33 protein-coding genes are annotated in these 25,950 nt (G+C 52.5%); 25 read left to right on the top strand and 8 right to left on the bottom strand.

Going from position 1 to position 25,950, the window contains the following annotated elements; genetic code table 11:
• Nucleotides 1–18: 18 nt before the first annotated feature.
• The 13 genes from GQ52_RS01875 (at nucleotide 19) to GQ52_RS01815 (ending at nucleotide 10,733) form a co-directional block, all read left to right on the top strand.
• Complete coding sequence (locus GQ52_RS01875; protein WP_047514637.1) at nucleotides 19–1,209, top strand: type II secretion system F family protein; 1,191 nt, start codon at nucleotides 19–21, stop codon at nucleotides 1,207–1,209.
• A gap of 13 nt (nucleotides 1,210–1,222) precedes the next feature.
• Nucleotides 1,223–2,938 carry a GspE/PulE family protein gene (locus GQ52_RS01870; RefSeq protein ID WP_047514635.1) on the top strand — a complete coding sequence of 572 codons (1,716 nt, stop codon included), beginning with the start codon at nucleotides 1,223–1,225 and terminating at the stop codon, nucleotides 2,936–2,938.
• The gene (locus tag GQ52_RS01865) at nucleotides 2,919–3,821 is read left to right on the top strand and encodes a hypothetical protein (RefSeq protein ID WP_047514632.1); all 903 of its coding nucleotides are present in this window, start codon (nucleotides 2,919–2,921) and stop codon (nucleotides 3,819–3,821) included. Before GQ52_RS01870 ends, GQ52_RS01865 begins: the two co-directional genes overlap by 20 nt.
• Complete coding sequence (locus GQ52_RS01860; RefSeq protein WP_047514630.1) at nucleotides 3,821–4,336, top strand: hypothetical protein; 516 nt, start codon at nucleotides 3,821–3,823, stop codon at nucleotides 4,334–4,336. The genes GQ52_RS01865 and GQ52_RS01860 overlap by 1 nt, the downstream gene beginning before the upstream one ends.
• On the top strand, nucleotides 4,324–4,872 hold the full coding sequence (locus tag GQ52_RS01855; RefSeq protein WP_235272916.1) for a hypothetical protein: 549 nt from the start codon (nucleotides 4,324–4,326) through the stop codon (nucleotides 4,870–4,872). Before GQ52_RS01860 ends, GQ52_RS01855 begins: the two co-directional genes overlap by 13 nt.
• Nucleotides 4,872–5,354 carry a hypothetical protein gene (locus GQ52_RS01850; protein WP_235272914.1) on the top strand — a complete coding sequence of 161 codons (483 nt, stop codon included), beginning with the start codon at nucleotides 4,872–4,874 and terminating at the stop codon, nucleotides 5,352–5,354. The genes GQ52_RS01855 and GQ52_RS01850 overlap by 1 nt, the downstream gene beginning before the upstream one ends.
• Nucleotides 5,351–7,339 (top strand): tetratricopeptide repeat protein, encoded by a 1,989-nt coding sequence (locus GQ52_RS01845; protein ID WP_052178996.1) that lies wholly within the window; start codon nucleotides 5,351–5,353, stop codon nucleotides 7,337–7,339. The genes GQ52_RS01850 and GQ52_RS01845 overlap by 4 nt, the downstream gene beginning before the upstream one ends.
• A gap of 1 nt (nucleotide 7,340) precedes the next feature.
• Entirely contained in the window at nucleotides 7,341–7,820 is a 480-nt protein-coding gene (locus GQ52_RS01840; protein ID WP_047514622.1) for a type II secretion system protein, read from the top strand.
• Complete coding sequence (locus GQ52_RS01835) at nucleotides 7,810–8,196, top strand: type II secretion system protein (RefSeq protein ID WP_019881525.1); 387 nt, start codon at nucleotides 7,810–7,812, stop codon at nucleotides 8,194–8,196. Before GQ52_RS01840 ends, GQ52_RS01835 begins: the two co-directional genes overlap by 11 nt.
• Entirely contained in the window at nucleotides 8,183–8,677 is a 495-nt protein-coding gene (locus GQ52_RS01830; protein ID WP_047514619.1) for a type II secretion system protein, read from the top strand. The genes GQ52_RS01835 and GQ52_RS01830 overlap by 14 nt, the downstream gene beginning before the upstream one ends.
• 195 nt (nucleotides 8,678–8,872) lie before the next feature.
• Nucleotides 8,873–9,511: a MotA/TolQ/ExbB proton channel family protein gene (locus GQ52_RS01825; protein ID WP_304413259.1), complete on the top strand. Its 639-nt coding sequence runs from the start codon at nucleotides 8,873–8,875 to the stop codon at nucleotides 9,509–9,511.
• A 4-nt stretch (nucleotides 9,512–9,515) separates the two neighbouring features.
• Complete coding sequence (locus GQ52_RS01820) at nucleotides 9,516–9,929, top strand: biopolymer transporter ExbD (protein WP_024929551.1); 414 nt, start codon at nucleotides 9,516–9,518, stop codon at nucleotides 9,927–9,929.
• 3 nt (nucleotides 9,930–9,932) lie between these two features.
• On the top strand, nucleotides 9,933–10,733 hold the full coding sequence (locus tag GQ52_RS01815; protein ID WP_047514613.1) for a TonB family protein: 801 nt from the start codon (nucleotides 9,933–9,935) through the stop codon (nucleotides 10,731–10,733).
• Nucleotides 10,734–10,883: 150 nt separating this feature from the next.
• Here the strand turns inward: GQ52_RS01815 and GQ52_RS01810 are convergent, their stop codons facing one another.
• The gene (locus tag GQ52_RS01810; RefSeq protein WP_047514610.1) at nucleotides 10,884–11,792 is read right to left on the bottom strand and encodes a LysR family transcriptional regulator; all 909 of its coding nucleotides are present in this window, start codon (nucleotides 11,790–11,792) and stop codon (nucleotides 10,884–10,886) included.
• Nucleotides 11,793–11,910: 118 nt separating this feature from the next.
• Between GQ52_RS01810 and GQ52_RS01805 the strand changes: the two genes are divergently transcribed.
• Nucleotides 11,911–12,669, top strand: coding sequence for an SDR family NAD(P)-dependent oxidoreductase (locus GQ52_RS01805; RefSeq protein WP_047514608.1), 759 nt, complete (start codon nucleotides 11,911–11,913; stop codon nucleotides 12,667–12,669).
• Between the two features lie 52 nt (nucleotides 12,670–12,721).
• On the opposite strand, the gene GQ52_RS01800 is transcribed toward GQ52_RS01805, so the two are convergent.
• Nucleotides 12,722–13,252, bottom strand: a complete 531-nt coding sequence (locus GQ52_RS01800; protein ID WP_235272913.1) for a YMGG-like glycine zipper-containing protein — start codon at nucleotides 13,250–13,252, stop codon at nucleotides 12,722–12,724.
• A gap of 10 nt (nucleotides 13,253–13,262) precedes the next feature.
• Nucleotides 13,263–13,736: a hypothetical protein gene (locus GQ52_RS01795; RefSeq protein ID WP_047514605.1), complete on the bottom strand. Its 474-nt coding sequence runs from the start codon at nucleotides 13,734–13,736 to the stop codon at nucleotides 13,263–13,265.
• Nucleotides 13,737–13,933: 197 nt separating this feature from the next.
• Here GQ52_RS01795 and GQ52_RS01790 point away from each other — a divergent pair, with 197 nt between their 5' ends.
• The 6 genes from GQ52_RS01790 to GQ52_RS01770 all read left to right on the top strand — a co-directional run bounded on the left by GQ52_RS01790 (nucleotide 13,934) and on the right by GQ52_RS01770 (nucleotide 18,658).
• On the top strand, nucleotides 13,934–14,509 hold the full coding sequence (locus GQ52_RS01790; protein ID WP_047514602.1) for a hypothetical protein: 576 nt from the start codon (nucleotides 13,934–13,936) through the stop codon (nucleotides 14,507–14,509).
• Complete coding sequence (locus GQ52_RS01785) at nucleotides 14,509–15,567, top strand: aldo/keto reductase (RefSeq protein WP_047514599.1); 1,059 nt, start codon at nucleotides 14,509–14,511, stop codon at nucleotides 15,565–15,567. The genes GQ52_RS01790 and GQ52_RS01785 overlap by 1 nt, the downstream gene beginning before the upstream one ends.
• Before the next feature lie 33 nt (nucleotides 15,568–15,600).
• A complete protein-coding gene (locus GQ52_RS01780) occupies nucleotides 15,601–16,698 on the top strand; it encodes a phospholipase A (RefSeq protein ID WP_235272908.1) in 1,098 nt (365 codons plus the stop codon).
• A gap of 39 nt (nucleotides 16,699–16,737) precedes the next feature.
• A complete protein-coding gene (nhaA, locus tag GQ52_RS01775; RefSeq protein ID WP_047514593.1) occupies nucleotides 16,738–17,913 on the top strand; it encodes a Na+/H+ antiporter NhaA in 1,176 nt (391 codons plus the stop codon).
• A 100-nt stretch (nucleotides 17,914–18,013) separates the two neighbouring features.
• Nucleotides 18,014–18,085, top strand: coding sequence for a pyrroloquinoline quinone precursor peptide PqqA (gene pqqA / locus GQ52_RS14290; protein ID WP_081624291.1), 72 nt, complete (start codon nucleotides 18,014–18,016; stop codon nucleotides 18,083–18,085).
• A 345-nt stretch (nucleotides 18,086–18,430) separates the two neighbouring features.
• Nucleotides 18,431–18,658, top strand: coding sequence for a DUF2171 domain-containing protein (locus GQ52_RS01770; RefSeq protein ID WP_019881543.1), 228 nt, complete (start codon nucleotides 18,431–18,433; stop codon nucleotides 18,656–18,658).
• Between the two features lie 42 nt (nucleotides 18,659–18,700).
• Here GQ52_RS01770 and GQ52_RS01765 read toward each other — a convergent pair whose 3' ends face one another.
• Entirely contained in the window at nucleotides 18,701–18,955 is a 255-nt protein-coding gene (locus GQ52_RS01765; protein WP_019881544.1) for a hypothetical protein, read from the bottom strand.
• Nucleotides 18,956–19,080: 125 nt separating this feature from the next.
• Nucleotides 19,081–19,545 carry a PA2169 family four-helix-bundle protein gene (locus GQ52_RS01760; protein ID WP_019881545.1) on the bottom strand — a complete coding sequence of 155 codons (465 nt, stop codon included), beginning with the start codon at nucleotides 19,543–19,545 and terminating at the stop codon, nucleotides 19,081–19,083.
• Between the two features lie 248 nt (nucleotides 19,546–19,793).
• On the opposite strand from GQ52_RS01760, the gene GQ52_RS01755 reads away from it, so the two are divergent.
• Nucleotides 19,794–20,399 carry a YIP1 family protein gene (locus GQ52_RS01755; RefSeq protein WP_047514591.1) on the top strand — a complete coding sequence of 202 codons (606 nt, stop codon included), beginning with the start codon at nucleotides 19,794–19,796 and terminating at the stop codon, nucleotides 20,397–20,399.
• Here GQ52_RS01755 and GQ52_RS01750 read toward each other — a convergent pair whose 3' ends face one another.
• Genes GQ52_RS01750 through GQ52_RS01740 form a run of 3 tightly spaced genes read right to left on the bottom strand, consistent with a single transcriptional unit; the run spans nucleotide 20,400 to nucleotide 23,211 of the window.
• Nucleotides 20,400–21,056 carry a response regulator transcription factor gene (locus GQ52_RS01750; RefSeq protein WP_047514587.1) on the bottom strand — a complete coding sequence of 219 codons (657 nt, stop codon included), beginning with the start codon at nucleotides 21,054–21,056 and terminating at the stop codon, nucleotides 20,400–20,402.
• A 30-nt stretch (nucleotides 21,057–21,086) separates the two neighbouring features.
• A complete protein-coding gene (locus GQ52_RS01745) occupies nucleotides 21,087–21,896 on the bottom strand; it encodes a hypothetical protein (RefSeq protein ID WP_235272905.1) in 810 nt (269 codons plus the stop codon).
• Between the two features lie 25 nt (nucleotides 21,897–21,921).
• Nucleotides 21,922–23,211 (bottom strand): cyclopropane-fatty-acyl-phospholipid synthase family protein, encoded by a 1,290-nt coding sequence (locus tag GQ52_RS01740; protein ID WP_047514581.1) that lies wholly within the window; start codon nucleotides 23,209–23,211, stop codon nucleotides 21,922–21,924.
• Nucleotides 23,212–23,513: 302 nt separating this feature from the next.
• On the opposite strand from GQ52_RS01740, the gene GQ52_RS01735 reads away from it, so the two are divergent.
• The 4 genes from GQ52_RS01735 (at nucleotide 23,514) to GQ52_RS01720 (ending at nucleotide 25,902) form a co-directional block, all read left to right on the top strand.
• On the top strand, nucleotides 23,514–23,837 hold the full coding sequence (locus tag GQ52_RS01735; RefSeq protein ID WP_019881551.1) for a hypothetical protein: 324 nt from the start codon (nucleotides 23,514–23,516) through the stop codon (nucleotides 23,835–23,837).
• Nucleotides 23,838–23,878: 41 nt separating this feature from the next.
• A complete protein-coding gene (locus tag GQ52_RS01730) occupies nucleotides 23,879–24,742 on the top strand; it encodes an SDR family oxidoreductase (RefSeq protein WP_047518460.1) in 864 nt (287 codons plus the stop codon).
• A 188-nt stretch (nucleotides 24,743–24,930) separates the two neighbouring features.
• Nucleotides 24,931–25,482, top strand: a complete 552-nt coding sequence (locus GQ52_RS01725; protein ID WP_047514578.1) for a c-type cytochrome — start codon at nucleotides 24,931–24,933, stop codon at nucleotides 25,480–25,482.
• A gap of 114 nt (nucleotides 25,483–25,596) precedes the next feature.
• Nucleotides 25,597–25,902, top strand: coding sequence for a hypothetical protein (locus GQ52_RS01720; protein ID WP_235272904.1), 306 nt, complete (start codon nucleotides 25,597–25,599; stop codon nucleotides 25,900–25,902).
• The last annotated feature ends 48 nt before the right edge of the window (nucleotides 25,903–25,950 follow it).

Below are 25,950 nucleotides of genomic sequence, written 5' to 3'. Positions count from 1 at the left end.
GCTTAAACGTCAGCCATCATGAAGTTTGAGTTAAAAGTGTTGCAGGGGGCGCAGGTGAGTTGGTTATCGCTGGATGCCACGGATCGCCAGGCTGCGCTGCTACAGGCGCAGGCACAAGGCTATGGTGTGTTACAGGTGCGGTCTGCGCGGGTATCAGGCTGGCCGCAATGGCCGCTCAAAACGCACACCTTTAATCTCAGCCTGTTTAGCCAGGAGTTGCTGACACTGCTTGAATCCGGACTGAGCCTGATTGAAGCCATTGAGGGCCTGGCCGAGAAGGAGCAACAAGACCACGCACGTGCCGTGTTAACCCAATTACGCACCAGCCTGTTTGAAGGCTTGCCTTTGTCTCAGGCACTGGCCTTGCAGCCTTCGGTATTCAGCCAGTTATATATCGCGCTGATTCGGGCCAGTGAACGTACGGGCGATATGGTGCAGGCGTTGCGGCGGCATGTGGCTTACCAGACGCAGGTAGAGGCGATTCGCAAGAAAATTATTGCGGCCTCAATCTACCCGGTATTGCTGATTGTCGTTGGCGGCCTGGTGGTGCTGTTTTTGCTCGGTTATGTGGTGCCACGTTTCAGCACGATTTATGAAAGTGGCGGCGACAATTTGCCCTGGGCCAGCCAAATACTGTTGCGCTGGGGGCAATTGTTGCAAGGGCATGGCGAGTGGGTGCTACTGGCAACCCTGGCTATGGCGGCATCGCTGTGGCTGGTGTTTTCGCGCCCGGCCAGCAAGGCCTGGTTGATGCAACGCGTGTGGCAAATCCCCAGCTTGGGTGAGGCTTTGCGTATTTACCAGCTGGCGCGTTTTTACCGCACGCTGGGGATGCTGTTACAGGGAGGAATTCCCTTGCTGACGGCACTGGGTATGGTGCAATCTTTGTTGCCGCAAGAGTTGCAACTGGCCTTGCAACGCGTGATTACTGAAGTACGTGAAGGCAAGGCCTTGTCAGGTGCCATGGAGTCGCATGGCCTCACGACCTCCATTGCCAACCGCATGCTACGCGTGGGCGAGCGTAGTGGACAACTCGATGAGATGTTAGGACGTATAGGCGTGTTTTACGACGAAGAAACGGCGCGCCGTGTGGAGTGGTTGAGCAAGTTATTGGAGCCCGCACTGATGGTGCTGATCGGCTTGATTGTAGGTTTGGTGGTGGTGTTGATGTATATGCCGATTTTTGAACTGGCGGGCGCCATAGAATGAGGAATGCCATCGCATGAATATGCAGGATTTACCACTGACTGGGCATGTCCCCCCGTTAGATGCCGGGTTATTGCCGCAGGCACGCCAGTTGTCCCAGCAAACCGGCCGCCCATTCATGGAGGTGTTGGAGGAGCTGTCTGGCCTGACGCCAGATGTGTTTGTGCTGGCATTAGGGCAGTGCATGCATTACCCGACGCTGACCGCACTAGACTTGCATGCCATGCAGCCCATGTTTGACCTGTTGCGCTTTAATGATGCCAGCACTTTGCATGCGGTATTAATGCAAAAATCCGACCAGTCGCTGTACCCAGATCAATCGTTATACCTAGTGCTGGCCGACCCGTTTGACGAGCCACTGCAATTACGCTTGCAGAGCATGGTGCGCGTGCCGGTACAGTGGTGCCTGGCGCATCGTAACGATATCGCCGCTTGCCTGCAATTTCATGAAACGCAAATGCGCGCGATGGATCAGGTACATGCCAGTGACAGCCTCAGCAACGAAGAGGAAACGCCGGTAGAAGAGTTGTCGCTGAAGTCCATTAGCGAAGACAGCAGTCCGGTGGTGCGTTTTGTACGCTCGACCTTATACGATGCCCTCAAGGCCGGGGCCAGTGATATTCACCTTGAATCTACCCTGCAAGGCTTGCGTGTCAAATACCGCATCGATGGCGTGCTGACAGAGGCAGGTGGCCTCAGTGGCGTCATGCAGGCCGAGCAGGCGGTGTCGCGTATCAAGGTCATGTCTGAACTGGATATTGCCGAGCGACGTATTCCGCAAGATGGCCGCTGCAAAGTGCATGCTTTGGGCCGTGAAATAGATTTGCGTGTCTCTATCATGCCCAGTGTGGTGGGTGAGGATGCCGTGCTACGCGTGCTGGACCGTAAAGCGCTCAGTGAAGCGCAAGGCATCAGCCTCGAAGTGCTGGGCTTCGCGCCCGCTTTGTTGGCGCAAATCCGGGCGCAGGCCGAAGCGCCTTATGGCATGTTGCTGGTGACCGGGCCCACTGGTAGCGGCAAAACCACCACCCTCTACGGCATGATTTCCGAGATCAACCAGGGCCAGGACAAAATTATCACTATTGAAGACCCGGTTGAATATCAACTGCCTGGCGTGCTGCAAATCCCTGTCAATGAGAAAAAAGGCCTGACGTTTGCACGTGGCTTGCGCTCCATTTTGCGCCATGACCCCGACAAAATTATGGTGGGCGAAATCCGCGATGGCGAAACTGCACAAATTGCCGTGCAGTCCGCGCTGACCGGGCATTTGGTGCTCACCACCGTGCACGCCAATAACGTATTTGACGTGATCGGCCGTTTCACCAATATGGGCGTCGACGCCTATAGTTTTGTGTCGGCAGTCAACGTGATCCTGGCGCAGCGGCTGGTGCGGGTGATTTGCCCGTTTTGCAAAGTGGATGATATGCCAGATGCCGCATTGCTAGTGAAGTCCGGCCTGAGTGTAGAAACGACCCAACACTACCAGTTTAAAAAAGGCCAAGGCTGTGGTCAATGCCACGGTAGCGGTTACAAGGGCCGCAAAGGCATTGCTGAGTTATTGCTGTTTGATGACCGCATGCGTGAACTCATTGTATCTAAAGCACCCATCAGCCAAATTAAGGCATTAGCCGCCACGACCGGTACACGTGCCATGCGTGATGCGGGCCTGGCACTGGTGGCTACGGGCGAAACGACTTTGCAGGAGATTAACCGTGTTACAGCGCTTTCCTGATCCTGGTGTAGATTGCCGCGTGGCCGACAGCCGTCGCTGGTGGCAGGCGCTGACTGCGCCGGAATTGCGCCTAGTCATTACTTGTGATGCGCTAGAAGTATTCCAGTTTCAACGTGCGTGGTTGCCGGGCAGGCGTCCGCAGATGATCGGCCATCAACGTCATACTTTGCCTGGCAGTACGCAGGATATATTACCGCCAAAGGCGTTGTGGCAGACCTTGCATGACGTCTTGGCACCCTTAGCAGGCCAACGTTGGCATGTGGTCGTGGTGCTTTCCAATCAGTATGCGCGCTGGCTGGTATTGCCGTGGCAGGCTGAGGTACGCACCCAGGCGGATAAAGCGGCTTATTACCTCCACGGCTTGCAGCAGGCCTTTACCAGCGATGGGCAAGATTGGCAAATTCGGGCGCAGCCGGGTGCTTATGGCCAGCATACCTTGCTGAATGCACTGCCTGCTGCACTACTGGAAAAGTTACAGGCGGCGCTGGCCAAGCATCGATTGCCGCCAGGCATCATCACTCCCGCGTGGGCGCTGGCAGCCAACCAGGCTTTACATACCATGCGCCAGCAAGGCTTTTCGGCCAATGGCTGGATTGTCTGCCGAGAGTCCAGCCACTTAACGGTGGCATGCCTGATGCAGGGGGACTGGCTACAGATTCGCCAGCTACCTGTTGATGAACAATGGCGACTGACCTTGATGCAGTTATTGTCGCGCGAGCAGGTCATACATCCCGAACGGGCCGCTTTGCCAATCTTTTTGTCACAGGCAGAATCTAGCGGCGTTACACGCCAGTCCATGCAGCCGTTTCAGGTGGTGGATGTGCAGCCTTCCCATGGCTTGGATAAGCCGTCTCGACAGGTAGCCGAAAGAAGGGTGGCTTAATGCACGTGCGCTTAAATCATGCGCCCGGTCGCTTGCCTGGGCCTGCGGCCACGGTGATTGGCCTGATATTACTCGCTAGCCTGGTATGGCTGGCCGCTGTTTATCATCAGATTACCGAGGAAAATATTGCCCTGCAGCAGCAATGGCAAGCGCGCCAATTGGCCTTGACCGCCAGTCAGCAGGCCGGCAATAAACCGCCTGTCGTGAATCAGGCCTTGGCGGCTGACATGGCCGAGGCGCAGTTACAGATAGTCACGCCGTGGTTAGCTTTGTTGGGTGATCTTGAACATGCCCAGCAAGCCCACTTGTACTGGCTGCAACTCTCCCCCGATGCCAAGCGTAAACAGATACGCATGACGGTGCTGGCACAACAGCGTCAGCAAGGCTGGGCGCTGGTAGAGCGGCTGAAAAAACAGCCTGCTTTGGTGGATGTGAAACTGAAGGCCAGCGAAGCGACCGAGGTGAACGGTTTGCGCATGACGACCTTGCATGTGGAGGCTGGATGGCAGTTCTAAGTCACTTTATGCAACGTGTGTGCTTTGTCTGCCAGCAAACGCTGCGGGCACATCGCTGGCTGGCAGTCATGCTGTTAGTAGCCATTTTGCTGTCCGGGCTGGTGGCGCATGCTTGGTGGCGCGGTCATACCTTGCAACATGTATTGCAACAATTACCTGCATTCACCAAGCCGACATCGCCTGTCACTGAGGCCAAGCCTCACGTCGTGAATGTGTTGCAAAGCTGGCCCAGTGAAGACGAAGCTGACCGTATCAGTGCCGAGATACTGGCGACGGCGGATGCCATGGGCATGTTGTTTGAGCGCGCAGAATTTCAGTCTTTAGCCGTTGAGCATTCGAGTTTGCAGGTGCAGCGCATCAAGTTGCCACTCAAAGGGGATTATTTGCAGGTACGGCATTTTTTGCAGCAGGTGTTGCAGACCTATCCTAGCCTGGCCTTAAGCCAGTTTAAATTACAACGCAGTGATGTGTTGCAGCCCGACCTCGAGGCCTATGTGGAGTTTAGTTTGTACACGCGCAAGCGAGGGCAGACATGATGCGACGTGGAATAGTATGGGTGGCACTGGCTTGCACCTTGCTGGCATGCTGGTGGGTAGAGCAAACCGAGCAGACGCCGGTTGCTGCTGTGAAACAAGCCCCTTCGCGTCGCGTGAGCTTGGCGCAGGTTTTGCCTTTGCCTAATACGGCCTTACCGCAAAGCATCTCAGCGCCTGCAAACATGAGTGCAGGCGCCGATGATAGCGCGATTAACCTGTTTGCCGTGCTAGAAATGTCGGCAGCCGACACCGCGGTGCCTGTCGTTCCAGAGGCAGTGAATCCTTATACCTATGCTGGTCGATTGCAGGAAGACGGGCGCTGGACCGTGTTTTTAACCGATGGCCAGCAACAATACGTCGTACATGCAGGCGACCATTTTGCCGATGGGTGGCAGGTGAGCCTGCTCGACCAACAAAAAATCGTGCTGCAACATGCGGCCAAGCGCTTTGAAATCAGGCTGGATAACGGGGTGGTATTTTGAACAAGCAAGTGAATCAAACGTATAGTCATTGGGCCTGGTTGTTGGGCTGCCCGCTGTTATTAGCCAGTTGCAGCAACCTATTGCCTGCACAACAAAATGGTGATGCCACGCTGGAGCAGGCCAGAGTCTATGCGGCGCGTGGCCAGGACGAGGAAGCGATTCAACTGTTGCAACCCTTGGTCGATGCGCATCCACGCCAACCGCAATATAAAAACTGGCTGACCCTGTTGCAGGAAAAGAAACTGCAAAAGCAATTGCAGCAAGCGGATAGTTTATTGCTCACCCAACAATATGATGCGGCGATTGAGGGTTACCAGCAAGTGTTACAGCTTGCACCTAACAACCGTGCTGCCAGTGACGGCATGCAAAAAGTACAACTGGCGCGTCAGCATTCGATACAACTGGAACAGGTGAAGGTAGCGATTGCGGCTGAGGATTTGGCTGGTGCCGAGTTTGGCTTGCGCAGTATCCTGGCCGAGCAGCCCGCGCATGCCGGGGCGCGGCAATTGTTCGAGCATCTGGAGCAAAAGAAAAACGAACGGACCAGTGTGGTGCGACCCTTGCAGTCTTCGTTGAGAAAGAAAGTCACGCTGGAGCTTAAAAATGCGCCGATTAAAAATGCTTTCGAATATCTAGGCAAGGCCGGAGATTTGAATTTCTCGTTTGACCAGGAACTCAACGAAGGCATACGCGTGAATGTGTTGCTGCGTGATACGCCGATAGAACAGGCGCTGGACGTGATTCTCACCAGCCATCAGTTAGGCAAGAAAGTGCTCAACAGCAATACCTTGCTAATTTATCCGCAAGCACGCGCGGCGCAGTATGAAGAATTATTTGTGCGCAGTTTTTACCTGACGCATATGGACGCCAAACGTGCGCTCAATATGATGAAAACCGTGTTGCGTGCCAGCGATGTCTATATTGATGAAAAGCTCAATACGCTGGTGATGCGCGATACCATGGACCGCATTAAAGTCGCAGAGAAGCTGATTGCCTCACAAGACCTCAATGAACCCGAGGTGATGCTCGAAGTTGAGGTGATGGAAATCAACCGCCGTAACCTGGAAAACCTCGGTATCCAGTATCCAACCCAGATTGGCGTCGGCGTGCAGGGCAACGCAGCCGGTAGCAGCAGCGGTACGCAACCGCAAGCAGGCAAACTGACGCTGACCGAATTGCGTAATTTCAACGGCAACCTGGGCGTGTTTTCGATCAATGATCCCGCTATTGTGCTCAATTTGCTGCATCAGGATACCGATACCAATTTGCTGGCCAGCCCCAAAATCCGGGTCAAGAACCGTGACCGCGCCAAGATTCATGTCGGCGATAAAATCCCGGTGCTGACCAGCGTCGCCAGTGCGCAGGGTTTTGTCAGCCAGAATGTGAATTATATTGAGGTCGGTATCAAGCTCGATGTCGAGCCGGTGATCCAGATGCAAGACCAGGTCAGTATCAAAGTCGGCATGGAAGTGAGTAATATCACCGACCAGGTCACCACCAGTTCTGGGGTGCTGGCGTATACCATCGGCAGCCGCAATGCGAATACCACCTTGCAGTTGCGCAATAACGAAACGCAGATTCTGGCCGGATTATTCCGTGACGACGAACAGAAAACGCGGCGTAAAGTGCCTGGCCTGGGCAATTTGCCGCTGATTGGCAAGTTTTTCAGCAGTAATAATGAAGACAAGCGTAAAAATGAAATTGTATTGCTGATTACACCTCGCATCATGCATAACCTGAGCCCGGCCAGTTCGGTCTATAGCCTGATTCCTTCTGGCATTGCAGCCACGGCAAACCCGTTAGGTACAACGGGTGCACGAGCAGTACAAGCCTCAGACGCGATGGCATCCAGCCCAGTGGCCATGCCGCAAAATACCGCAGCTGACCGCGCGAAAGTAGATACCAATTTTGCCGATCAATTGATCAACTCGGCACCTCCCAACCCTGCAGCCAGTCCCAACACCATGATTATTCAAGGGCAATAACATGCTTGTTGCAAACCGACGATCACGCGGCTTTACTCTGATCGAGCTTTTGGTCACGCTGGCATTACTCGCCTTGCTGGTGACCTCGGCTAGCCCGGTGTTGCAACTGAATACCAAGCGCGACAAAGAGCGGGAACTCAAACGCGCCTTGTGGCAAATACGGGATGCGCTGGATGCCTACAAAGGTGCGGTGGATCAGGGCCTGATCAAAAAAACGGCTGATGGCAGCGGATATCCGGCCAATTTGGCCATCCTGGTGACCGGGGTTGAAAATACGCAGGATCCCAAAAAGAAAAAACTGTTTTTTTTAAGACGTATCCCGCGTGACCCGTTTGCAGCAGACACCGAACAAAGTAATGCGGGCACCTGGCGTATCCGCGCTTATGACGGTGCAATTGATGAGATGGCGCAGGATGTGTATGACGTCTCTTCGCGTTCGCCCGCTATCGGCATTAACCAACAACCTTACAGTGAGTGGTAAAGCCATGAAACGTGGGTTTACCCTAATTGAAATGCTGGTGGTGCTGGCGATTCTGGCCATGTTGCTAACCATTGTGACGCCAAAATTCATGCATATGTTGCAGCGCTCGAAAGAGACCAGTTTGCGGCATGACTTGCTCACCATGCGTGATGCCATTGATAAGTTTTACAGCGATAAAAACCGCTATCCGGAAACCCTGGATGAACTGGTTGAGCGCCAATACCTGAAAGCTATCCCGCCTGATCCGATCACCGAACGTATGGATACCTGGGTGATTACCTTGCCGCCCAATATTGACGAGCAGGGTAGTGTCTTTGATGTGCATAGCGGTTCTGCGCTGGTGGCCGCAGATGGTACGCCCTATGCGCTGTGGTAAGGCCCTCACCACCGGCTTTGTGCTGATTGGCATGTTTATGCTCATTATGCTCAGTGGCCTGGTCATGGTACAAGCCAGCATGCGCTGGCAAACTCAGGTGCTGCGTGAAAGAGAGCAGGAACTGATCAAGGTGGGCCTGGCCTATCGCGATGCCATTGGCCGTTATTACAACCAGACGCCAGGCGTAGTGAAAATCTTCCCACCGACTTTGCAGGCGCTGCAAGAAGATACCCGCTTCCCGACTGCGCGCCGGCATTTGCGCAAAGGCTATTTTGATCCCATCACACAGCGCGAGGGCTGGGGCCTGGTCACCGCCCCCAGCGGCGGCATCATGGGGGTTTACAGTTTGTCTGATAAGGCAGTGTTTAAAACCAAAGGCTACCGTGGTGAGTTGCAGCATTTGAATGACAAGCGTTATTACGGTGAGTGGTACTTCATTTATTTGCCGCAGCCGGTCGCAGTCAATGCTGGCACTATGTGATGAATCATTTTAATGTAAAGTTTTGTTAATGACGTCAGGCTTTTGGCGATCCCAGCGATTAAACATATGAAGGGATGTAAATGTGAAAAATTCCCGATATTGGCGGGGTTTTTTCCTGGTTTGCGTTTTTAATATTGTGAGCGCAACAAGCATCCAGATTATTTTCTCGTATGTATTTTGATAATGGAGCTCGCTGTGGATTTGGTGCCTGATATTGTTGATCTCGTGTTGTACTTACTGGGCGTGCTGTCGGTGCTGGTGTGGTCCATCATCCTGATGAAAAGCTGGGCCTGGTATAAGTCCCGTAGTGCATCGAATAATTTTCTATCCGAGTGGCAGCAGGTAAAAACGATTTACGAACTGCCCAAAATTATTGCTAACAGCAATAGCAGCTTTGCGCGTTTGTGTGATGCGGGCATGCGTGCGATGAACGAAGTCATGGCGAACTCAGTGTTGCGCAGAAACGAGCGTCAGGAGGTTATTTTACTCTCGCTCAAACAACAGGCCTACCTGGAGCAAAAACGCATGGATGGCGGTGTGGCACTATTGGCCAGCATAGGCTCTACCGCGCCGTTTATCGGCTTGTTTGGCACGGTGTGGGGCATTATGAATGCGTTGCGTACCATCACTGCGACCGGTTCTGCAGGGCTGGATGTAGTGGCCGGGCCGATCGGCGAGGCGCTGATTGCGACGGCGATTGGTATTGCGACGGCGGTGCCTGCGGTGTTGGCGTACAACTACTTTATGCGCAAGCAAAAGGTGCATAGAGCCGATATGGAGCAAGTCGCCAGCCGCTTTCAGTCTTTGCTGACGCAGTCAGGTGCGGAGGGGTAATAACATGGCGATTTTAGGGGACAGTGAAAACGAAGAACTGGTGAGTGAAATCAATGTGACGCCGCTGGTGGATGTGATGCTGGTATTGCTCACAGTATTTATTGTCACCGCACCTTTGCTCATGAATGCGGTGAAGGTCAAGTTGCCGCAGGCCAGTGCCGAGGTAGCGATCACGGTGCCTAAAACAGCACATATCAGTGTCACCGATGCAGGTGATGTGTTTCTCGACCAACAGCGACTGGCGCTGGAGGTGTTGACCACAGAGTTGGGTGTACTCAAAAAAAGCCATGATCCGGCGGTGGAGATTTATGCTGATGAACATGCGCAATATGGCGTGGTGGCCAAAGTGTTGGCGGCCATTCAGCGTGCGGGCATTAGCAAGTTTAGTTTTGTCATGTCGCCCGAGGCCGGGAAGTAAGGCATGAGCAGCCTGATTTATCCTGAACAGCAGAGTGATGCACTGTTGTGGCGTGCGGTTATGCTGTCTTTGGGCTTACACCTGCTGATAGTGGCGGTCTACCCTAGCTTAAGCCAGATTGCGTTACCCAACATGCCGGAAAGGCTGGAAATTGAGTTTTTCTCAATCAAAGCCTTGCCGCCGCGTGTGCAGCAAGTGACGGAAACGGCCACGCCGGTTGAGCCGCCCAAAGCGGCGCCAACGCCAGTGGTGAAGCCGCAAACGCCGGTAGAAACGCCTAAACAGATATTGGCTGCCCCGAGCAATCATGAGGCCGATTATCGTGTGCCAGAGCAAGCGGCGCCGACGAAAGTGGAACCTGCAGCTGTGAGCCCAGCGCCTGCAGCCCCCAGTGTAAGTGCAGAAAGTGCGCAGCATGCCCCGAATGACTCTGCTGCAAAAGATGCAAAACCCAGTGCGTCTGCGCCGAGTACGCAGGCAAATGTTGAGTCGGATGAATTAAGCGCTAGTGACTCTGATGCCTGGGGCGATTATGGCGAACAATTACGTGCGCTGGTCAGTAAGAGCAAACAATATCCAGCCATCGCTATTCGCCGACATCTAGAAGGTGAGGCCATGGTGGTCGCCCAGTTTGTGCGTGGCGAGTTGGTGCAAGTGTCGCTGGCGGATAGCAGCAAGCATGTGCCACTGGATGAAGAGGCTATGCGCATGGTGAAAAAAGCCATTGCACAGCTGGGCGTGAAAGACAGCCTGAGAAAGAAAAGTTTCAAAATTACTATCCCGGTGGCTTTTAAGCTGGAGTAGCTCACAACCACTTTCTTGTAGTCAGACGTCCTCAGAAAGTAAATCCCTCACTTTCCCAAAATGATGGCGCCTGTTCTCCTAACCCCTGTGGTTTGCCACCCTTCCTCCGGCAAACGCAGGGGATTTTTTTGCCTGCATATTGGTAAATGCTTAGCGAGGTGTTAACTGGCTTTGTACGATGTCACTCAGCCAATCCATGAAAATCCGCACGCGCTTAGACAAATTGCGACGATGCGGGAACAGCATGGAAACGGCCATGCTGGGTGCGGTCCAGGCTGGTAGGATTTCGACTAATAGTCCGCTGTTAAGCATCTCCATGGCGCCTAACTTAGGCGCTTGCATGATGCCGAGTCCGGCCACGCAGGCGGCGCGGTAGGCGTCGGTATTGTTGACGCAGATACGGCTGGGCATTTTGATACGATGTAATTCGCCCTCTAGCTGATATTCAAATGCATCAAACCGTTTGTTGCTGCTGGTTTGGTAATGAATCAAGGTGTGCTGTTGCAGGTCTGCGATCGCCCTGGGTTCACCGTAAGCGGCCAGATAGCCTGGGCTGACGAAGTTGGTTTGTTGCATTTCGCCTATTTTGCGCATCATCATGCCGGTTTCGGCCACTTCGCCGGTTCTCACCACGCAATCGTAGCCTTCGCGTACCAGGTCTACTTTGCGGTCTTCACTACTGATTTCAATATTGAGGTTAGGGTAACGTTGCAAAAAGTCCGGCAATGCGGGAATCAGCAGGTGTCGCGCCATGGGCTGTGACAGGTTGACCCTGATCACGCCCGAGATGTGTCTATCATCGCTGATGAACAAAGTTTCTAATTCTTCGATCTCACTCAAGACATCTTTGCTTTTTTCATAAAACAAGTGGCCGTCCGGCGTCAGTTGCACTTTGCGTGTGGTGCGGTGGAACAGCTGCGTGTGCAGTTTACTTTCCAGTTGCTGCACTGCCAGTGAGATGCTGGCTTTGGGCAGTCCCAGACTATCTGCCGCTTTGGTAAAGCTGCCGAGTTCGGCAACGCGCATAAAACGCTTCAGGCTTTCGGTGCTATCCAGCATGGCAATTTTCTTTCAATTGTTCATTAATTATGAACAGTATAATCACTTCATGCTTATTTATCGTATTTATGATTATCAATAAACTGCGTCTATCTTTCATCAACACAGGAGCACGCATATGACAAACAAGATTGCATTAATTACAGGTGGCAGCCGTGGTTTGGGTAAGAACACCGCGCTGGCAATGGCAAAACAGGGCATAGACGTGGTATTGACCTACCAAAGCAAACAGGCCGCGGCACAAGCAGTGGTGGATGAAATCACAGCGTTAGGGCGCAAGGCGGTGGCTTTACAGCTGGATGTGGCGCAGGTGAAAACATTTGCTGCATTTGCTTCGCAATTGAAGCAGGCCCTGCAAACACAGTGGCAAGCTACGCAGTTTGATTACCTGGTGAATAATGCAGGGACGGGTATCCATGCGCCATTTGCTGAAACTACGGAGCAGATGTTTGATGATATGGTGAATATCCATCTGAAATCCACTTTCTTTTTAACGCAAACCTTACTGCCAGTATTGCGTGATGGCGGCCGCATTGTGAATATTTCCAGCGGCCTGGCGCGGTTCAGCTTGCCTGGCTACAGCGCTTATGCGGCGATGAAGGGCGGCATTGAGGTACTGACGCGTTATATGGCCAAAGAGCTGGGTGCACGCCAGATTGCAGTGAATACGGTAGCGCCAGGTGCGATTGAAACGGATTTCGGCCAGGGTCTGGTGCGCGATAACAAAGAGGTCAACGCCTATATTGCTTCGCAAACTGCGTTGGGCCGCGTAGGGGTGGCAGATGATATCGGCCCGATGATTGCGAGCCTGTTGTCGGAGAACAATCGCTGGGTGAATGCACAGCGTATTGAGGCTTCTGGCGGCATGTTAATTTAATCGGCCAGGGTGATAGCAACAGGCCGCTTTCTACGGCTGCCTGTCGATTTGCCTAGCGAGGGCGGTTTGGCGGCGGAGGCGGTGGATAATAACCGGATGCAGCAGGCGAGGATGCTGTGCTAGAGGCATTGCCACCTTGCGAGTAGGTTCGCGCCATGCTGGCTGGTACCGGAATACGGTGTCCGGCCGCATACATGCATTGGAAGTAAGCGTTGTCGTATTTATCCTGCGCATTCATGCCGCTGACTGCCGCCGTATTTGTACCGATGGCGCCGCCGGATAAGGCACCCATGCCTGCGCCGATGGCTGCCCCTTCACCACCCCCTGCCGCAGCACCAAGGGCTGCGCCTACGACGGTGCCGACTGCGGTCGTGGTGGCCAGGCTGGCGTTATATTGCTGGTTCACCGTTTTGCCGCCAATTTGCGTCAAGGCAAAGTCACGGCAGGATAGGTCATCTGCCCTGAAAACATTAAAGTTTTTGCCCGTGCCCGGCAAAGCCATATTGCTTGGGCCGGTGGGGTTGGTAGCGCAGGCTGACAAGCTCAGTGCCGCGACCATGATCAGCATAGGTGTTGTTTTCATATGCTTAGGCCTATTTGCTTGGTGGCGAAGGCGTCACTTGTTTCCAGCCCGCCGGACACTCTTTGACGTAAGGATAATAGCTGTCAGATTGCTCGCAGTAATACCAGTAACCTTGGCCGTTGTTGCCGGCAGTGGCAGCAGGCGGCACGCTTTGTGCCGGGGCAGGCGCACTGGTGGCACCGCTACCTTGTTCGATATAAACCTGTGGTTGCGGTTGGGTCACAATGACTGGTGGTGGGCTATAAGCATATGGGTACGGATAGGCGTAAGGCGAATATGCATATGGAAAATAAGGATAGGGCGCGCCGAAATAAAAGCCGACGCCACCACCGCCATGCCAGCCTCCACCGTGCCAGCCGCCGTGGCCTGGTGGATGAGCCTGAGCAGCGCTGCTGGCGAGCATCAGTGCTGCCATCAGGCCGGTGAGTGCCATTGTTTTTAAGTGCATAGGTGTTTTTAAATGCGTCAGTTTTTGTTTGGACATATCGCCTCCTGTGACAGGCATGTTTACTTATATTTCTATGACCAAAGCATACGTAAATGTATCCGCGCAGGGCGTGGCGGTTTTGTATCGGAGTGTATCTTTAACCACCACATTCACCGTCAGCTGAGGATTGTGTTAGGCAGCAGGTGAGCAACTGCGGTATGCTAGTGATGACCCTTTGCAAAGCTACTAATCTCATGCAACAGCAATCCATCCAACAGATCAATCTTGCTTATGATCAGCAACAAGACCGCTTGCTGATGAAAGCCGCTGTCAGCCAGGCACAGGAAATCCGCGTATGGCTGTCTTATCGTATCGCGCGACAAATGTTTAAGGTGCTTAATCGTGAAGCGCATTTGCCCGTATCCGCATTGGCGCTGGGAAATGCTTCACCTTTGCCTGCGGCACAATCGCCGACTGAAGCCACGCGCCAGTTTGAAGAAGAGGCTGATGCCGTGCACCAGCTGGAAGACCTGGATTTTTCCACGGCTTACCAGCAACGCCCATCGGCCGTGAGTGAGCAGGAGTTATTGGTCGTTGACACACGCTTCGTGTCGATTAACGACCAGTTGAATCATATGCAGTTGGTATGCGCCAACGGCATGAACGTCAATATGAGTTTAAATCACCAACTGGTGCTGGCCATCAGCCGTATGTTGATGGTCGCCAGCCAGGACGCAGGCTGGACATTGCCCGCACATCAGGATAAGGAACCAGAAGCGGTTTCCAGTATCGTAATGCAGGTACCCACAGAAAAACAGGTATTACATTAATGGATCACACAACACTCGGGGACAGCGGTATTCGCGTCTCCAAAATTGCGCTGGGCACCATGACCTTTGGCGACCAGAATACCCAGCAAGACGCCGACAACCAGCTGGATTTTGCCCTCTCGCAAGGCATTAACTTTATCGACACGGCTGAGATGTATCCGGTGCCGCCACGGGCAGAAACCGTGACGCAGACGGAGACCATCCTCGGCCACTGGATTAAAAAGCAGGCGCGCGATAGCTTTGTGCTGGCCAGCAAAGTGGCGGGCCCCAGGCGTGGCATGCAGTGGATACGCGGCGGCCCGAGCGGCATGGATAGGGCGAATATCCGCCAGGCGGTGCATGATAGCCTGACACGTTTGCAAACTGACTACCTCGATGTATTGTATCTGCACTGGCCAGAACGCAATGTGCCCATGTTTGGCCAATACCAGTTTGACCCCCGTGCCGAACGCGATGCCAGTGGCCAACCTCTCAACTGGGTGCCGATTCAAACCCAGCTCGAAGTGTTGGACGAGTTAATCAGGGAAGGCAAGGTACGCGCGATCGGCTTGAGTAATGAGCAACCGTGGGGTGTGATGGAATTTTTGCGACTCGCCCGCGAACAAGGCTTGCCGCGCATTGCCGTGTTGCAAAACTGCTATAACCTGATGAACCGTGGCATGGAGTTTGGCATGGCCGAGGTGTTGTACCGCGAACGCATTAGCCTGGCTGCCTACTCTCCGCTGGCATTTGGCCATTTGACCGGCAAATATGTCGACGACCCTGCCACCCCTGGTCGCGTTACTTTGTTTCTGGGTTATGCACAGCGTTATAAAAAACCGGGCGTGCCGGCGGCGTCCAAAGCCTATGCCGAGCTGGCGCGTGCACATGGCCTCACACCAACGCAGTTGGCACTGAGTTTTGTCTATCACCGCTGGTTTGTTGGTAGCACCATCATCGGTGCCACCAGCATGAACCAGTTGCAGGAAAACGTCGCGGCTTATCAAGTAAAGCTTAGTGATGAGGTATTAAACGCAATCGAGCAACAGCATCTGATCATGATGAATCCGGCGCCTTAACGCAGGTGCCCGCTGAAGGGAATCCGTATGTTCATGCTTCACACCCTGCGCACTCTTTTTCTGCGCAGCTTCATTTTTTTTGCCGTCGTATTGAGTGGTCAGGCACAGGCCGAGGGTATGCAGGAGATGCAAAATGCCTTACGCACCTGTCAAACCGAGTTTGCCGCAGATGCTAGCCGTCGCCTGATTTGTTTTGATAAAGTCGCCGAGCAATATACGCCGACACGCGTGGTACCCCCAATATTGGCCCCTAGCCAACAGGAGCTAGTGAAAAGTGTGGGGGCCGAGACGGGTTACCTCTCACGCAAATGGCATTTAAACAGCCAGGATGAACTGCATTTTACCGATCTGGAAACCCATCAGCTCAATTACCTGGTGACCGCGTACTCGAATAATCCCAATGATGTTCCGACCTCGCCATCACGTCCTAATACGCAAGACCGTGGCCTGGGGCACAATGACCTGCATTTCCAGATTAGCCTGAAAACGCAGTTAATGAACCTGTCAGACTGGTTGCCTAAAAACCAGTGGGTGCAAAGTGCGCGTTTGTGGGGGGCTTATACCCAACAGTCATTCTGGCAGGTGTATAACGAAGAGCAGTCGCGCCCCATGCGGGATCACAATTATTCACCTGAGTTGATTTTATCGCTAGGCTTGAATAAACCAGCAGAAGAAAACAGTTGGCTCAATGCCATGCCCAATATGCTCAACGTGGGCCTGATGCATGAGTCTAATGGCCGCTCGCAACCACTATCGCGCAGCTGGAACCGCGTCTATTTGCAGGGCGGCTGGCAACTCAGTGAGCGCTATAGTTTGCTTGTTCGCCCGTGGTGGCGCATCCCTGAAAGCAAATCGGATAACGATAACCCGGATATCAGCAAATATATGGGTTATGGCGATGCGATTTTGCGCTGGGATAACGAGGCCAATACCACGGCTGCCAGTGTTACCTTGCGTAACAATATGCGTAGCGATAACAAAGGCTATGTGAAGTTTGATGTGCAGTACAAGCCGCTCAAAAGTGAAAGTGTGCGTTTCTACGCCATGCTGGCCAGTGGTTATGGCGTCTCGCTACTGGATTATAATCAGGCGCAAACCATGTTTGGCATCGGCTTTGCCGTTGGTGAATAATTAATTGAGTAATTCATTAGAGTCATCCGTCTTTACGATATGCGTCCGTTAACCGCCACTTTCCAACGCTTCCTGGCTTCTGAGCAGGCCAGCAGCATCCTGCTATTGCTGGTCACAGTGCTGGCGCTGGTCATTGCCAACAGTGTGCTGGCTGAGCACTACCATCATTTCTGGCATCACCAATGGTTGGCTTTAAGCCTTGAAGAGTGGGTCAATGATGGCCTGATGGCGATCTTCTTTTTGCTGATCGGGCTGGAGCTCAAACGCGAGTTGTATGTGGGCGAATTATCCAGCGTCAATAATGCCTTGTTGCCGACGATTGCTGCGATGGGCGGCATGATCGTGCCAGCCTGCATTTTCTGGCAATTCAACCACGGCACTGCCTACCAGGCAGGCGTCGGCATTCCGATGGCGACGGATATCGCCTTTGCACTGGGTGTATTGTCAATATTGGGCAAGCGCGTGCCTGCACCGCTCAAGGTGTTTCTGGTCGCATTTGCCGTGATTGATGATTTGGGCGCGGCTATCATGATTGCGGTGTTTTACACTGCCTCTATTTCATGGCCGCACCTGTTGGCCGCATTGGCTGTGCTGGCTTTCCTGTTTGCGCTCAACCGCTGGCGGGTGCTCAGCATGATTCCCTATGTGCTGGGCGGGGCATTCATGTGGTGGCTGACACTCAAGTCTGGTGTGCATGCCACGCTGGCAGGCATCGCATTGGCATTTGCCATTCCCTTTCACCATCATCCGGAGAATGAGGATTCGCCATCGCATCAATTGGAGCATGCTTTACACCTGCCGGTGGCTTTCTTGATCCTGCCGGTTTTTGCCTTTGCCAACACCGGCGTGCAGGTGGCGGCAAATAGCATGACTGCCGTATTTTCACATAGCAACAGTCTGGGGATTATTCTCGGTTTGCTGATTGGTAAACCGGTCGGGATTATGCTGGCCGTGGTAGCCGCTATTGTGACGGGTGTTTGCAAACTACATCCGCCTTTGCGTTTACCGCATGTGATTGGCGCAGGCATGCTGGGCGGTATCGGCTTTACCATGTCGATTTTTATCACCAACCTGGCTTTTAGCGAGATGGCGGATGCGATCAATCTCTCCAAAATGGCGATACTCACAGGCTCGCTGCTTTCCGGGTTGGCAGGCTGGTTATGGCTAAGCGTGGTGTTAAGGCAGGGTGCAGTGAATGAAGTTTCCACTAAGTAAAATCATGAGGTGCTTTTAGGGATGCTGCGCAAGCATTTCGTGGCTGGTCTGCGTATAGTTGTGTCTAACGAGATGTAACAACTTAACCAAGGAGACTATCATGTGGACTAAACCAGCTGCTACTGAAATGCGTTTTGGCTTTGAAGTGACAATGTACGTCATGAACAAGTAATTCAAGCGTTAACTTGCATATCAATAAACCCGACACTAGGTCGGGTTTATTGTTTCTGGCTGTTGCATTCAATGTTATGCATTGAGGTTAAAAGTTTAGACACTTATCGACTTTTCAACGCTGTCGCCCGTCGCCACCACTATGTAATTCTTCAAGTGTGTAATGCTTCAAAATGGTGTAGGCGCCAGCTAAGTTTATTGCCAGATAATCTAGAGCAGTGTTTACTGGCGCAGGCCACCTTCTGATTCCTACAGCAAACTCAGTCAGCGTGCGCTAGCCAGTGCCATTACAACACGGCAGACTGAAGTTTCATTGTTTGCCGCGTGAGCGGGATAAGGAAGCGCCATGATTGATGCTAAAGAAATTAAAGCCGATATGCCTGTCACTACCGCACAGGCGGAACACTTTGCCGTAGTCGACCATCTCGAAAGTGACGATGTCATCAAACTCAAAAAGGATGAAGCCGGTGTTCACCACTACATCCCTGTGAGCTGGGTGGTGTCTACTGAAGGCGGTATTGTGAAAATCAACCGTACGCTGGCGCAGATCACCAATGACTGGGAAGCAGATTAATTTTCGGGCATGGTGCGGCTGAGGTTTCAGATAGGGGCATCCCTATTGAGTCGCATCCGTTGTCGTGTAATTTTGCAGCACCACCTGGATAAACTGGTTTGTTCTGTTTCTGGCCTCTACATGCTGACGCCATAGTTCTTCAACGATTTTTAACTCCTCTGCCGTTGGCAGGCAACCATTCCCCCGTAAAAAAGAATGCATCTTGTCGTCAATAATCGCCTGCCGGACTTTTGCTTTTTTAAGGGATTCTGCCCATTCATTGGTTAACTGATCCCATTTGTCAGAACGATGGTTCACTTGGATCTCCTCTGATTATTCAGGCACGTGATATGCGTGATCAAAACGCGTAAACGAAGCCCCGTCAGTCAGACGAGGCTTCGTGGGTGGCTAGTAAAGTCGTTGAGTGGTACCGATATGACTAACTAGTGTGCGGCGGCTTCCGCACGTGCGGCATCGCGCAGTTGTTTTACTTGGTCATGATTACGCTTGGCACCTTCAAGCTGGCGTACTACCACAAAGCGTATATGTGTCGGCAAGTCTTTTTCAGCCGCTTTGCGATAAGCAGCCAAGGCGACATCTTCGCCACGCTCGGTTTCGTTTAAAACGGCCACGGTATCGTTACTGGTCAGCGCCGTTTTAATGGCAATCCAGCGTCTGTGCAAGGCACCACCTAGGCTAGTGGATGATGCAGGCTCACCACCCAGTGAGCGCACAAGCTCTTGTAACTCCTGTACGCTGGCAGCCACCTCTTGTGACCGACGCAAAAAGAATGTTTTAAGCTGCGGTTCATCCACATGCTCTGCCGAAGAGCGAAAGCCTTCTTCGCCATCTTTCGATACTTCGATCAAATCATTCAAGGTAGAAATTACATCGTCATTGTCTGCCATGGTAAGTCTCCAAATTGTGTATTAAATGTGTGGAAGTAAATGTATTCAGAAACTTTAGTATGCTCGTGGCTGTATGTCGGCAGCATCGGATGAATCCGCAAATATCTGTAGGAATTACTTTATCCATCGTTGGACCCAATGGCATTGCATCTTCCTACAGCCAAATCAGCCTAGGCCTTGTGGCGCAGTGTGATGGCCTGTTTTTTAATAGATAGATATTCACTCTCTTTCGTTTCAAGGAGCACCGCATGAATCCTATCCATTTATTTAATTACGTGTCACCGAAGCGGAGTGAGGCAAAATCTCTGCTGGCCGAAAAGCCTAGCGTATCGCAACTCATGCTGTTCTATGTCTTGCCGTTGTCGTTGATTCCCTGCGTGATGATGTATCTACGGCTATATCACAATTACCCAAAATTGTTTTTTGATAACCTGCCTGGTAACCGTTTGCTGATGGTGAGTGCCGAATTGCTGTTCTTGCAATTGGGCGTGTTGTTGGTGATGGCCTGGATTACGCAAAACCTGGCCGAGATGGTCAATATCAAGCCTGATTTTCGTGATTCCTTGCTCATTATGACGATTGCCACCACGCCGCTGTGGCTGACCTCGCTTTTTTATATTGTGCCCAGTTTAAGTTTCAATGTGATTGTGCATGGTGTAGCCGTATTGGCATCGGTGCTACTAGTGTATCGAGGTGTGCGCTATATTTTTGGTATCCGCGAACGCGGGGCGCTGGTCACACTCAGCATGGCAATTGTGTGTACCGCCGGGCTGGGATTTGCGGTGATTTTGATCGGTTCGCTGATTTCATGGGAAGCCATTGAGCAATTGCAGTTTGCCGTTAAAAAATTGTAATCAGGCCACTTCCCTGGCTGACTTGCTGGTAGCCCCCGCCACGGGGGCCAGATGGTATTTGAGCGCGTAGTAAATCAATGCCGCATTATTGAGCACGTGCATTTTTTTGAGGATCTTCGATCGAAACACACTGACAGAGCCTGGCGCAATTTCCAGTTCCATCGCGATTGAATTCACCGCCTGGCCTTTAATCAATTTGAAAAATACCTGCAGCTCGCGCAATGACAAACGTTCATGCAGCATGGGCTCGCTGTTGGCAGCCATTTGCTGATGCTGAGGCGAAACATAGGCTTGTCCGCGGGCGATGGCATTGATAGCCGGAATCACTTGCGCGCTGTCTGTCGTGTAAGACAAATAACCCGCGCAACCCAACCGGATAAAATGGATCATGCGCTCGACCCGTTCACTGCCGTTGATAATGAGGACAGGCAGGTCAGGAAAAGCTTGCTTGAGGTCGCAGAATATTTCCAGGCCATTGGTTTCCGCTGCGGACACATCCAAAATGATGACATCGTAGGTATGCTCGCGGATTTTCAACATGGCGTCATGCACACTGCCAGCCTCATCGGCCAGGTGCACGTTATGGTCGTCATTGACCAGTGCCTTTAATGCGCAATGGCTCAGCGCATGGCCGTAGATTAACAATATATTTTTCATGGCTTGTTATCCATTTCAAGCCTAATAAGGCTATTTTTGTGCGATTTTGCGATTGCCTTTCACGTGCCAGATCACATTGCCGACGTCATCTGCTACCAGCAGGTAGCCTCTTTTATCGAGTAGCACATTGGCAGGACGTCCTTGTGCGGCGCCATCCTCCTGCTGGATGTCAGTCAGCACATCCATTGGTGTTTTCGCCAGTTTTTCCTGCGCTGCCGATCGCATCAATATCGTTTGATCAGCCGTTTCAGGATCGGATGTTTGTGTCATCTGTGTTTGCCCTGCCTGGTAGGGGAACAGCAGCAGGGCCTCGGCATTGGCGACATAAAATGTGTCGCCCACCAGCGCCACGCCCAGCGGGGCAGCGATATCCTTGATAAACACATGGCGTTCGTCAGCGATGCCATCGCCATCATTGTCACGCAGCAGGGTAATCTGGTGTTGGCTACCTGCCAGCTCCTCGGCTTCATGCATCCATTTGCTGGCGATCCAGTTTTTCAGGCTAAACGCTGTATTTTTAGGCTGGGGATAACTCTCTGCCACCAGAATGTCGCCATTGGGCAAGGCATACAGCCAGCGCGGGTGATGCAAGTCATTGGCAAAAGCAACCACATTCGTGACTGGCGTTGAGATCGACTTTTTGCCTTCTGGTACGCGCATGGTTTCTGCCGCCTGCGTGGTTGGAAACCAGCCTGACTGGCTGATAGATGCGTTAGAGACGGTGCGCATTCCTGGCGATTGCAGTAGTTTTGATGGTTGCGAATAACTGCTGAATGCCAGCATACAAACCGCGGCAGTGAGTAGGCGTCGCTGAGGGGAGGTTGTGAGTATGTTGGGCATGTGGCTATTTCCTGGTCGGTTAAGATTATCTGCGTGTCGCCAGCATCTGGTGCATGCCGGTCACGCCCTGTTCAAACTGGATGGCGCTAGCAGTCATAGCCAGACGCCAAATACGGTAAGTACGCTCCCCCATGCTGGCAGCAATCGACGCATGTTGCGCCTCCAGGTTTGCCAGCCACTGGCGCAAGGTCATCACATAGTGTCGACGCAAGCCCTCAACATTAAATACGTCAAATCTGGCGCTATCCATGTGTTGTAACAGATGGGCGAAAGAGGTTAACTCGCCTGCCGGGTATAGCTGACGGTTGATAAAGGCGGTGGAGGCGTCTTGCTGGCCAGCCGGATTTTCCGCCGTGATCACATGGCTCAAAAATAACCCGCCGGGTTTGAGTGCTGCGTGTACCTTGGCTAGGAAGTCCGGATAATGCGCTGCGCCTAGATGGTCGGCAATGCTGATGCAAGCTGCTTTGTCGTAACTGCCCAGCGCAGGCAGTGTGCGATAATAGTCCGCCAGCTCTATCTTGACCAGATGCGTCAGGCCTTGTTGTTGCACTTGCTTGAGTGCATACGCATATTGCGTTGGGTTATGTGTGATGCCGTGTACAAATACCCCGTAATGCTTGGCCGCCCAGCAGGCCAGTGTGCCCCAGCCGCAAGCAATATCCAGTAGCGTGTCACCATGTTGCAAATGCAGTTTCTGGCAGATCAGTGTTAACTGTGTTTGCTGCGCTTGCGCCAGGGTGTGTGTTGGGCTTGCGAAATAAGCACACGAGTGCAGCATCTGTTCACCCAGCCAGCGCTGATAAAAGTCCTCAGGCACATCGTAACTGAGTGCAATGCCATGTGAGGAGGGAACGCTTGCGGATTGAGATTGTGTCGGGGACTGAGGTGTGTGGGCAGTGTGTTCGGGTAGCACCTGTTGGTTATTGGCCAGGGTCAGTGCCCGGAAGACCAGGCCTAGTTTTTCATGCAGCGGCAAAGATAGAGATTCGAAATGTTCACGCAACTGCATGGCGGCATGAAAGTCCCCCTGAATCTGTACTTCACCTGAGCAATAGGCCTCCACCAGGCGTTTAGGGTTGCTAAACCATACCATGTCACGTAATACCGATGCCTGTTCCAGGCAAAAGGTAAACGCTGGTGCGCCGTCGCCGATCGTCAGCATACTGCCGTTCCACAAGCGCACGGCAAAAGCCACTGGGTAGTCCTGAAACAAACGGTTCAGAATATAGTGCGCCTGAGTAGTGTCGCCACTTTCGGCTGCTTGCTCCGGCGACAATGGCATGGCTAAAGCATTAACGGGATAACTACTCATGGCGTACTCCTACTCAAAAAGCTTATTTTTAATATGGGCTGGCACCAGCATGCATATGGTTTGCTGATCCCAATGCGCGGCCCTGGCAGATGAATACCATCTGCCAGCAGTGTAAAAATGAAGCCGATGACCAAGTATCGGGCAGGGGCTGATTGTGTTGTCAGACCAGTCTGACACAGAGGGTTTTCACCCGTGGCAACTCCTACAGCCGAATCAGTTGACTGCCGACGGCGACGCGGTATTGGCGGCCATACAATGCATGATGCAGTTGTATCTTTCTTATATCTTAAGGAGAAGACAGTATGCAAAAGACACTTACCTGGATGTTATTGGCTGGCTCATTGTGTTGCAGTGTGTGGTCGGGAAACGCTTGGTCTGCGCCGCCAGTGAACAATGCCGTACCGCCTTGCGAAGATGCCGCCATTTCAAATAAACCGTCCTGCAATATCGATTCTGACAGCGTCAATGTGCCACCGAAAATGCCACATGAGCGTGGTGTCATCGTCCCGCCAGAGGTGCCAGCTGAAGGTTTGCCTAACCAGGATAAACGGCGCCAGAACAGTCAGCCGCGGCCCGATCCGCGCGAGCCTGTCCCACCCGCCACGGACAATCATTTAAAGAATTAATGTTGCTGAGGCCAGATTTGGTCACGACCAAGGAGAACGTTATGGAAGTTGTTGAAGATAAAATCAATCCGCCGCAGCACCAATATGTGCAGCCCGGCCGGGAAGAAGATATGCATCCCCAGCCCCAATATATTGAAGAGGCGTATGCCGGAAGCGATAAGCTCAAAGGCAAGGTGGCCATTATTACCGGTGGTGATAGCGGCATTGGCCGCGCCGTGGCGGTGCATTTTGCCGCAGAAGGTGCCGATCTTGTGATTGTTTATCTAGATGAACATGAAGATGCGGCAAAGACCCAGCAACTGGTGGAAGCCTATGGTAGCCAATGCTTGTTGATTCCAGGTGACGTGTCAGACGAGCGGTTCTGTGAGCAAGTTGTGCACGACACGCTGCTGCAGTTTGGCCAATTGGATATTGTCATCAACAATGCCGCCCAGCAGTTTCCGCAGACCAGTATTGTCGAAATCAGCCAACGGCAGTTGGAGCATACCTTCAGGACCAATATTTTCTCCATGTTTTATATGGTGAAGGCAGCCTTGCCGCATCTGCCGAAAAAAAGCCATATTATCAATACCGCGTCGGTGACGGCTTACCGGGGTAGCCCTGAGCTGCTGGATTATTCGGCCACCAAAGGCGCCGTGGTGTCATTTACACGCTCATTATCGCGACAACTGGTGCATAAGGATATTTACGTTAATGCGGTGGCACCGGGGCCAGTGTGGACACCGTTGATTCCCGCCAGTTTTGATGAAAAGAAAGTCAGCGAGTTCGGTAGTCAGGTGCCTTTAAAGCGACCTGCACAACCGAGTGAAATTGCGCCCGCCTATGTGTTCTTGGCCAGCCAGGCATCGTCATATATGACCGGACAGGTGATACACCCGAATGGTGGTGAAATTATTAACGGTTAATTGACCATTTTCTTGGTCGAATTAAGCCTGGTGTATGCCAGGCTTTTTTACGCCGACTATTTCCTGGCGCGATGTCCGAATTCTCCTACAGCAAATTCCGCCTTTGTTACATGGGCGCGCATTTTCCTTTTATTCATAATGGGTTGCGTCATCAATCGCGTGAATAACACAATCATTAGGAGAACGACATGAATCACAAGCTTGGCTTAGGCCTGTTGGTATTAGTTGCTGGACTCTCCGCCTGTGATAAACAGGCCTCGACTACTGGCGCCGCCGGAGAGTCTACTGCTGGAGCGTCTGCAAGTGGTGAGGCCATTAAGTTCGTTAAAACACAAGATGGTTCTCCGCTGGAAATCAAGGCCGAGTTGTTCGATACCCCTGCCGCCAAAGAATTTTTAGCCACCGGTAAAAACCCCTATGTGGGCAAGGAAGATGCGATTGCCCAGGGTAAAAAAACCTTCCAGCTTTATTCCTGTACGCAATGCCATGGTCCGGATGCCGGTGGGCAAGTCGGGCCAGCGCTGACCGGACCGAATTATAACTACGCCAAAGATGCCACGAATAAAGGCATGTTTGAGACAGTCTGGAATGGCACCAACGGTGGGATGGGCGCTAAAGGCAAGGGCTTAATGGACCCCTCAGACCCAAACAACGGCATTACCCCTGACGAGTTGCTGAAAGTCATTGCCTGGGTACGTAGCCATGGCAGCCTGACGGGCAATGAAGAGGCCGTTTCATAATTTATCCTACAGGTTTTTTGTAAAGACACTGACATACAGCTGTTAACCACATCATTAGCATGAGTCTAAGCCTGCCACATCTGGCAGGTGACTTTAAAACTTTATGAGGATGCGATGATGAAAAAATTACTTTCAATACTATTAGCCAGTACGTTTTTATGTTCAATGACGGTTGCTTTTGCGGCACCAGCAGACAACGCGCCGCCCGCACAGCAGCAAAAAAATCAGGTACCTGATACGCACCAGAACGGCGACTACCTGGAGCCGCAACCTGACAATAATAATGCGGCGACCACCGGTAGCAGTGATGCTCAGGGTCGGCAGGGCAGTGGTAATAAACCGTCCAAGCCGGGCAACGTTGAAAAAAGCAAACGTTTTCATGAAAAGCCCCAAGACGGCGGCACGGGCGTGAAACAGTAATGGCCCGCATCAGTCGATTGCCCTGCATGGCTTAAATTGTGTTTAAGT

The sequence above is a fragment of the Methylophilus sp. Q8 genome, assembly GCF_000800115.1.
In the GTDB taxonomy this organism is placed as follows: Bacteria; Pseudomonadota; Gammaproteobacteria; order Burkholderiales; family Methylophilaceae; genus Methylophilus.
This window is presented reverse-complemented; position numbering and strand designations above follow the sequence as displayed.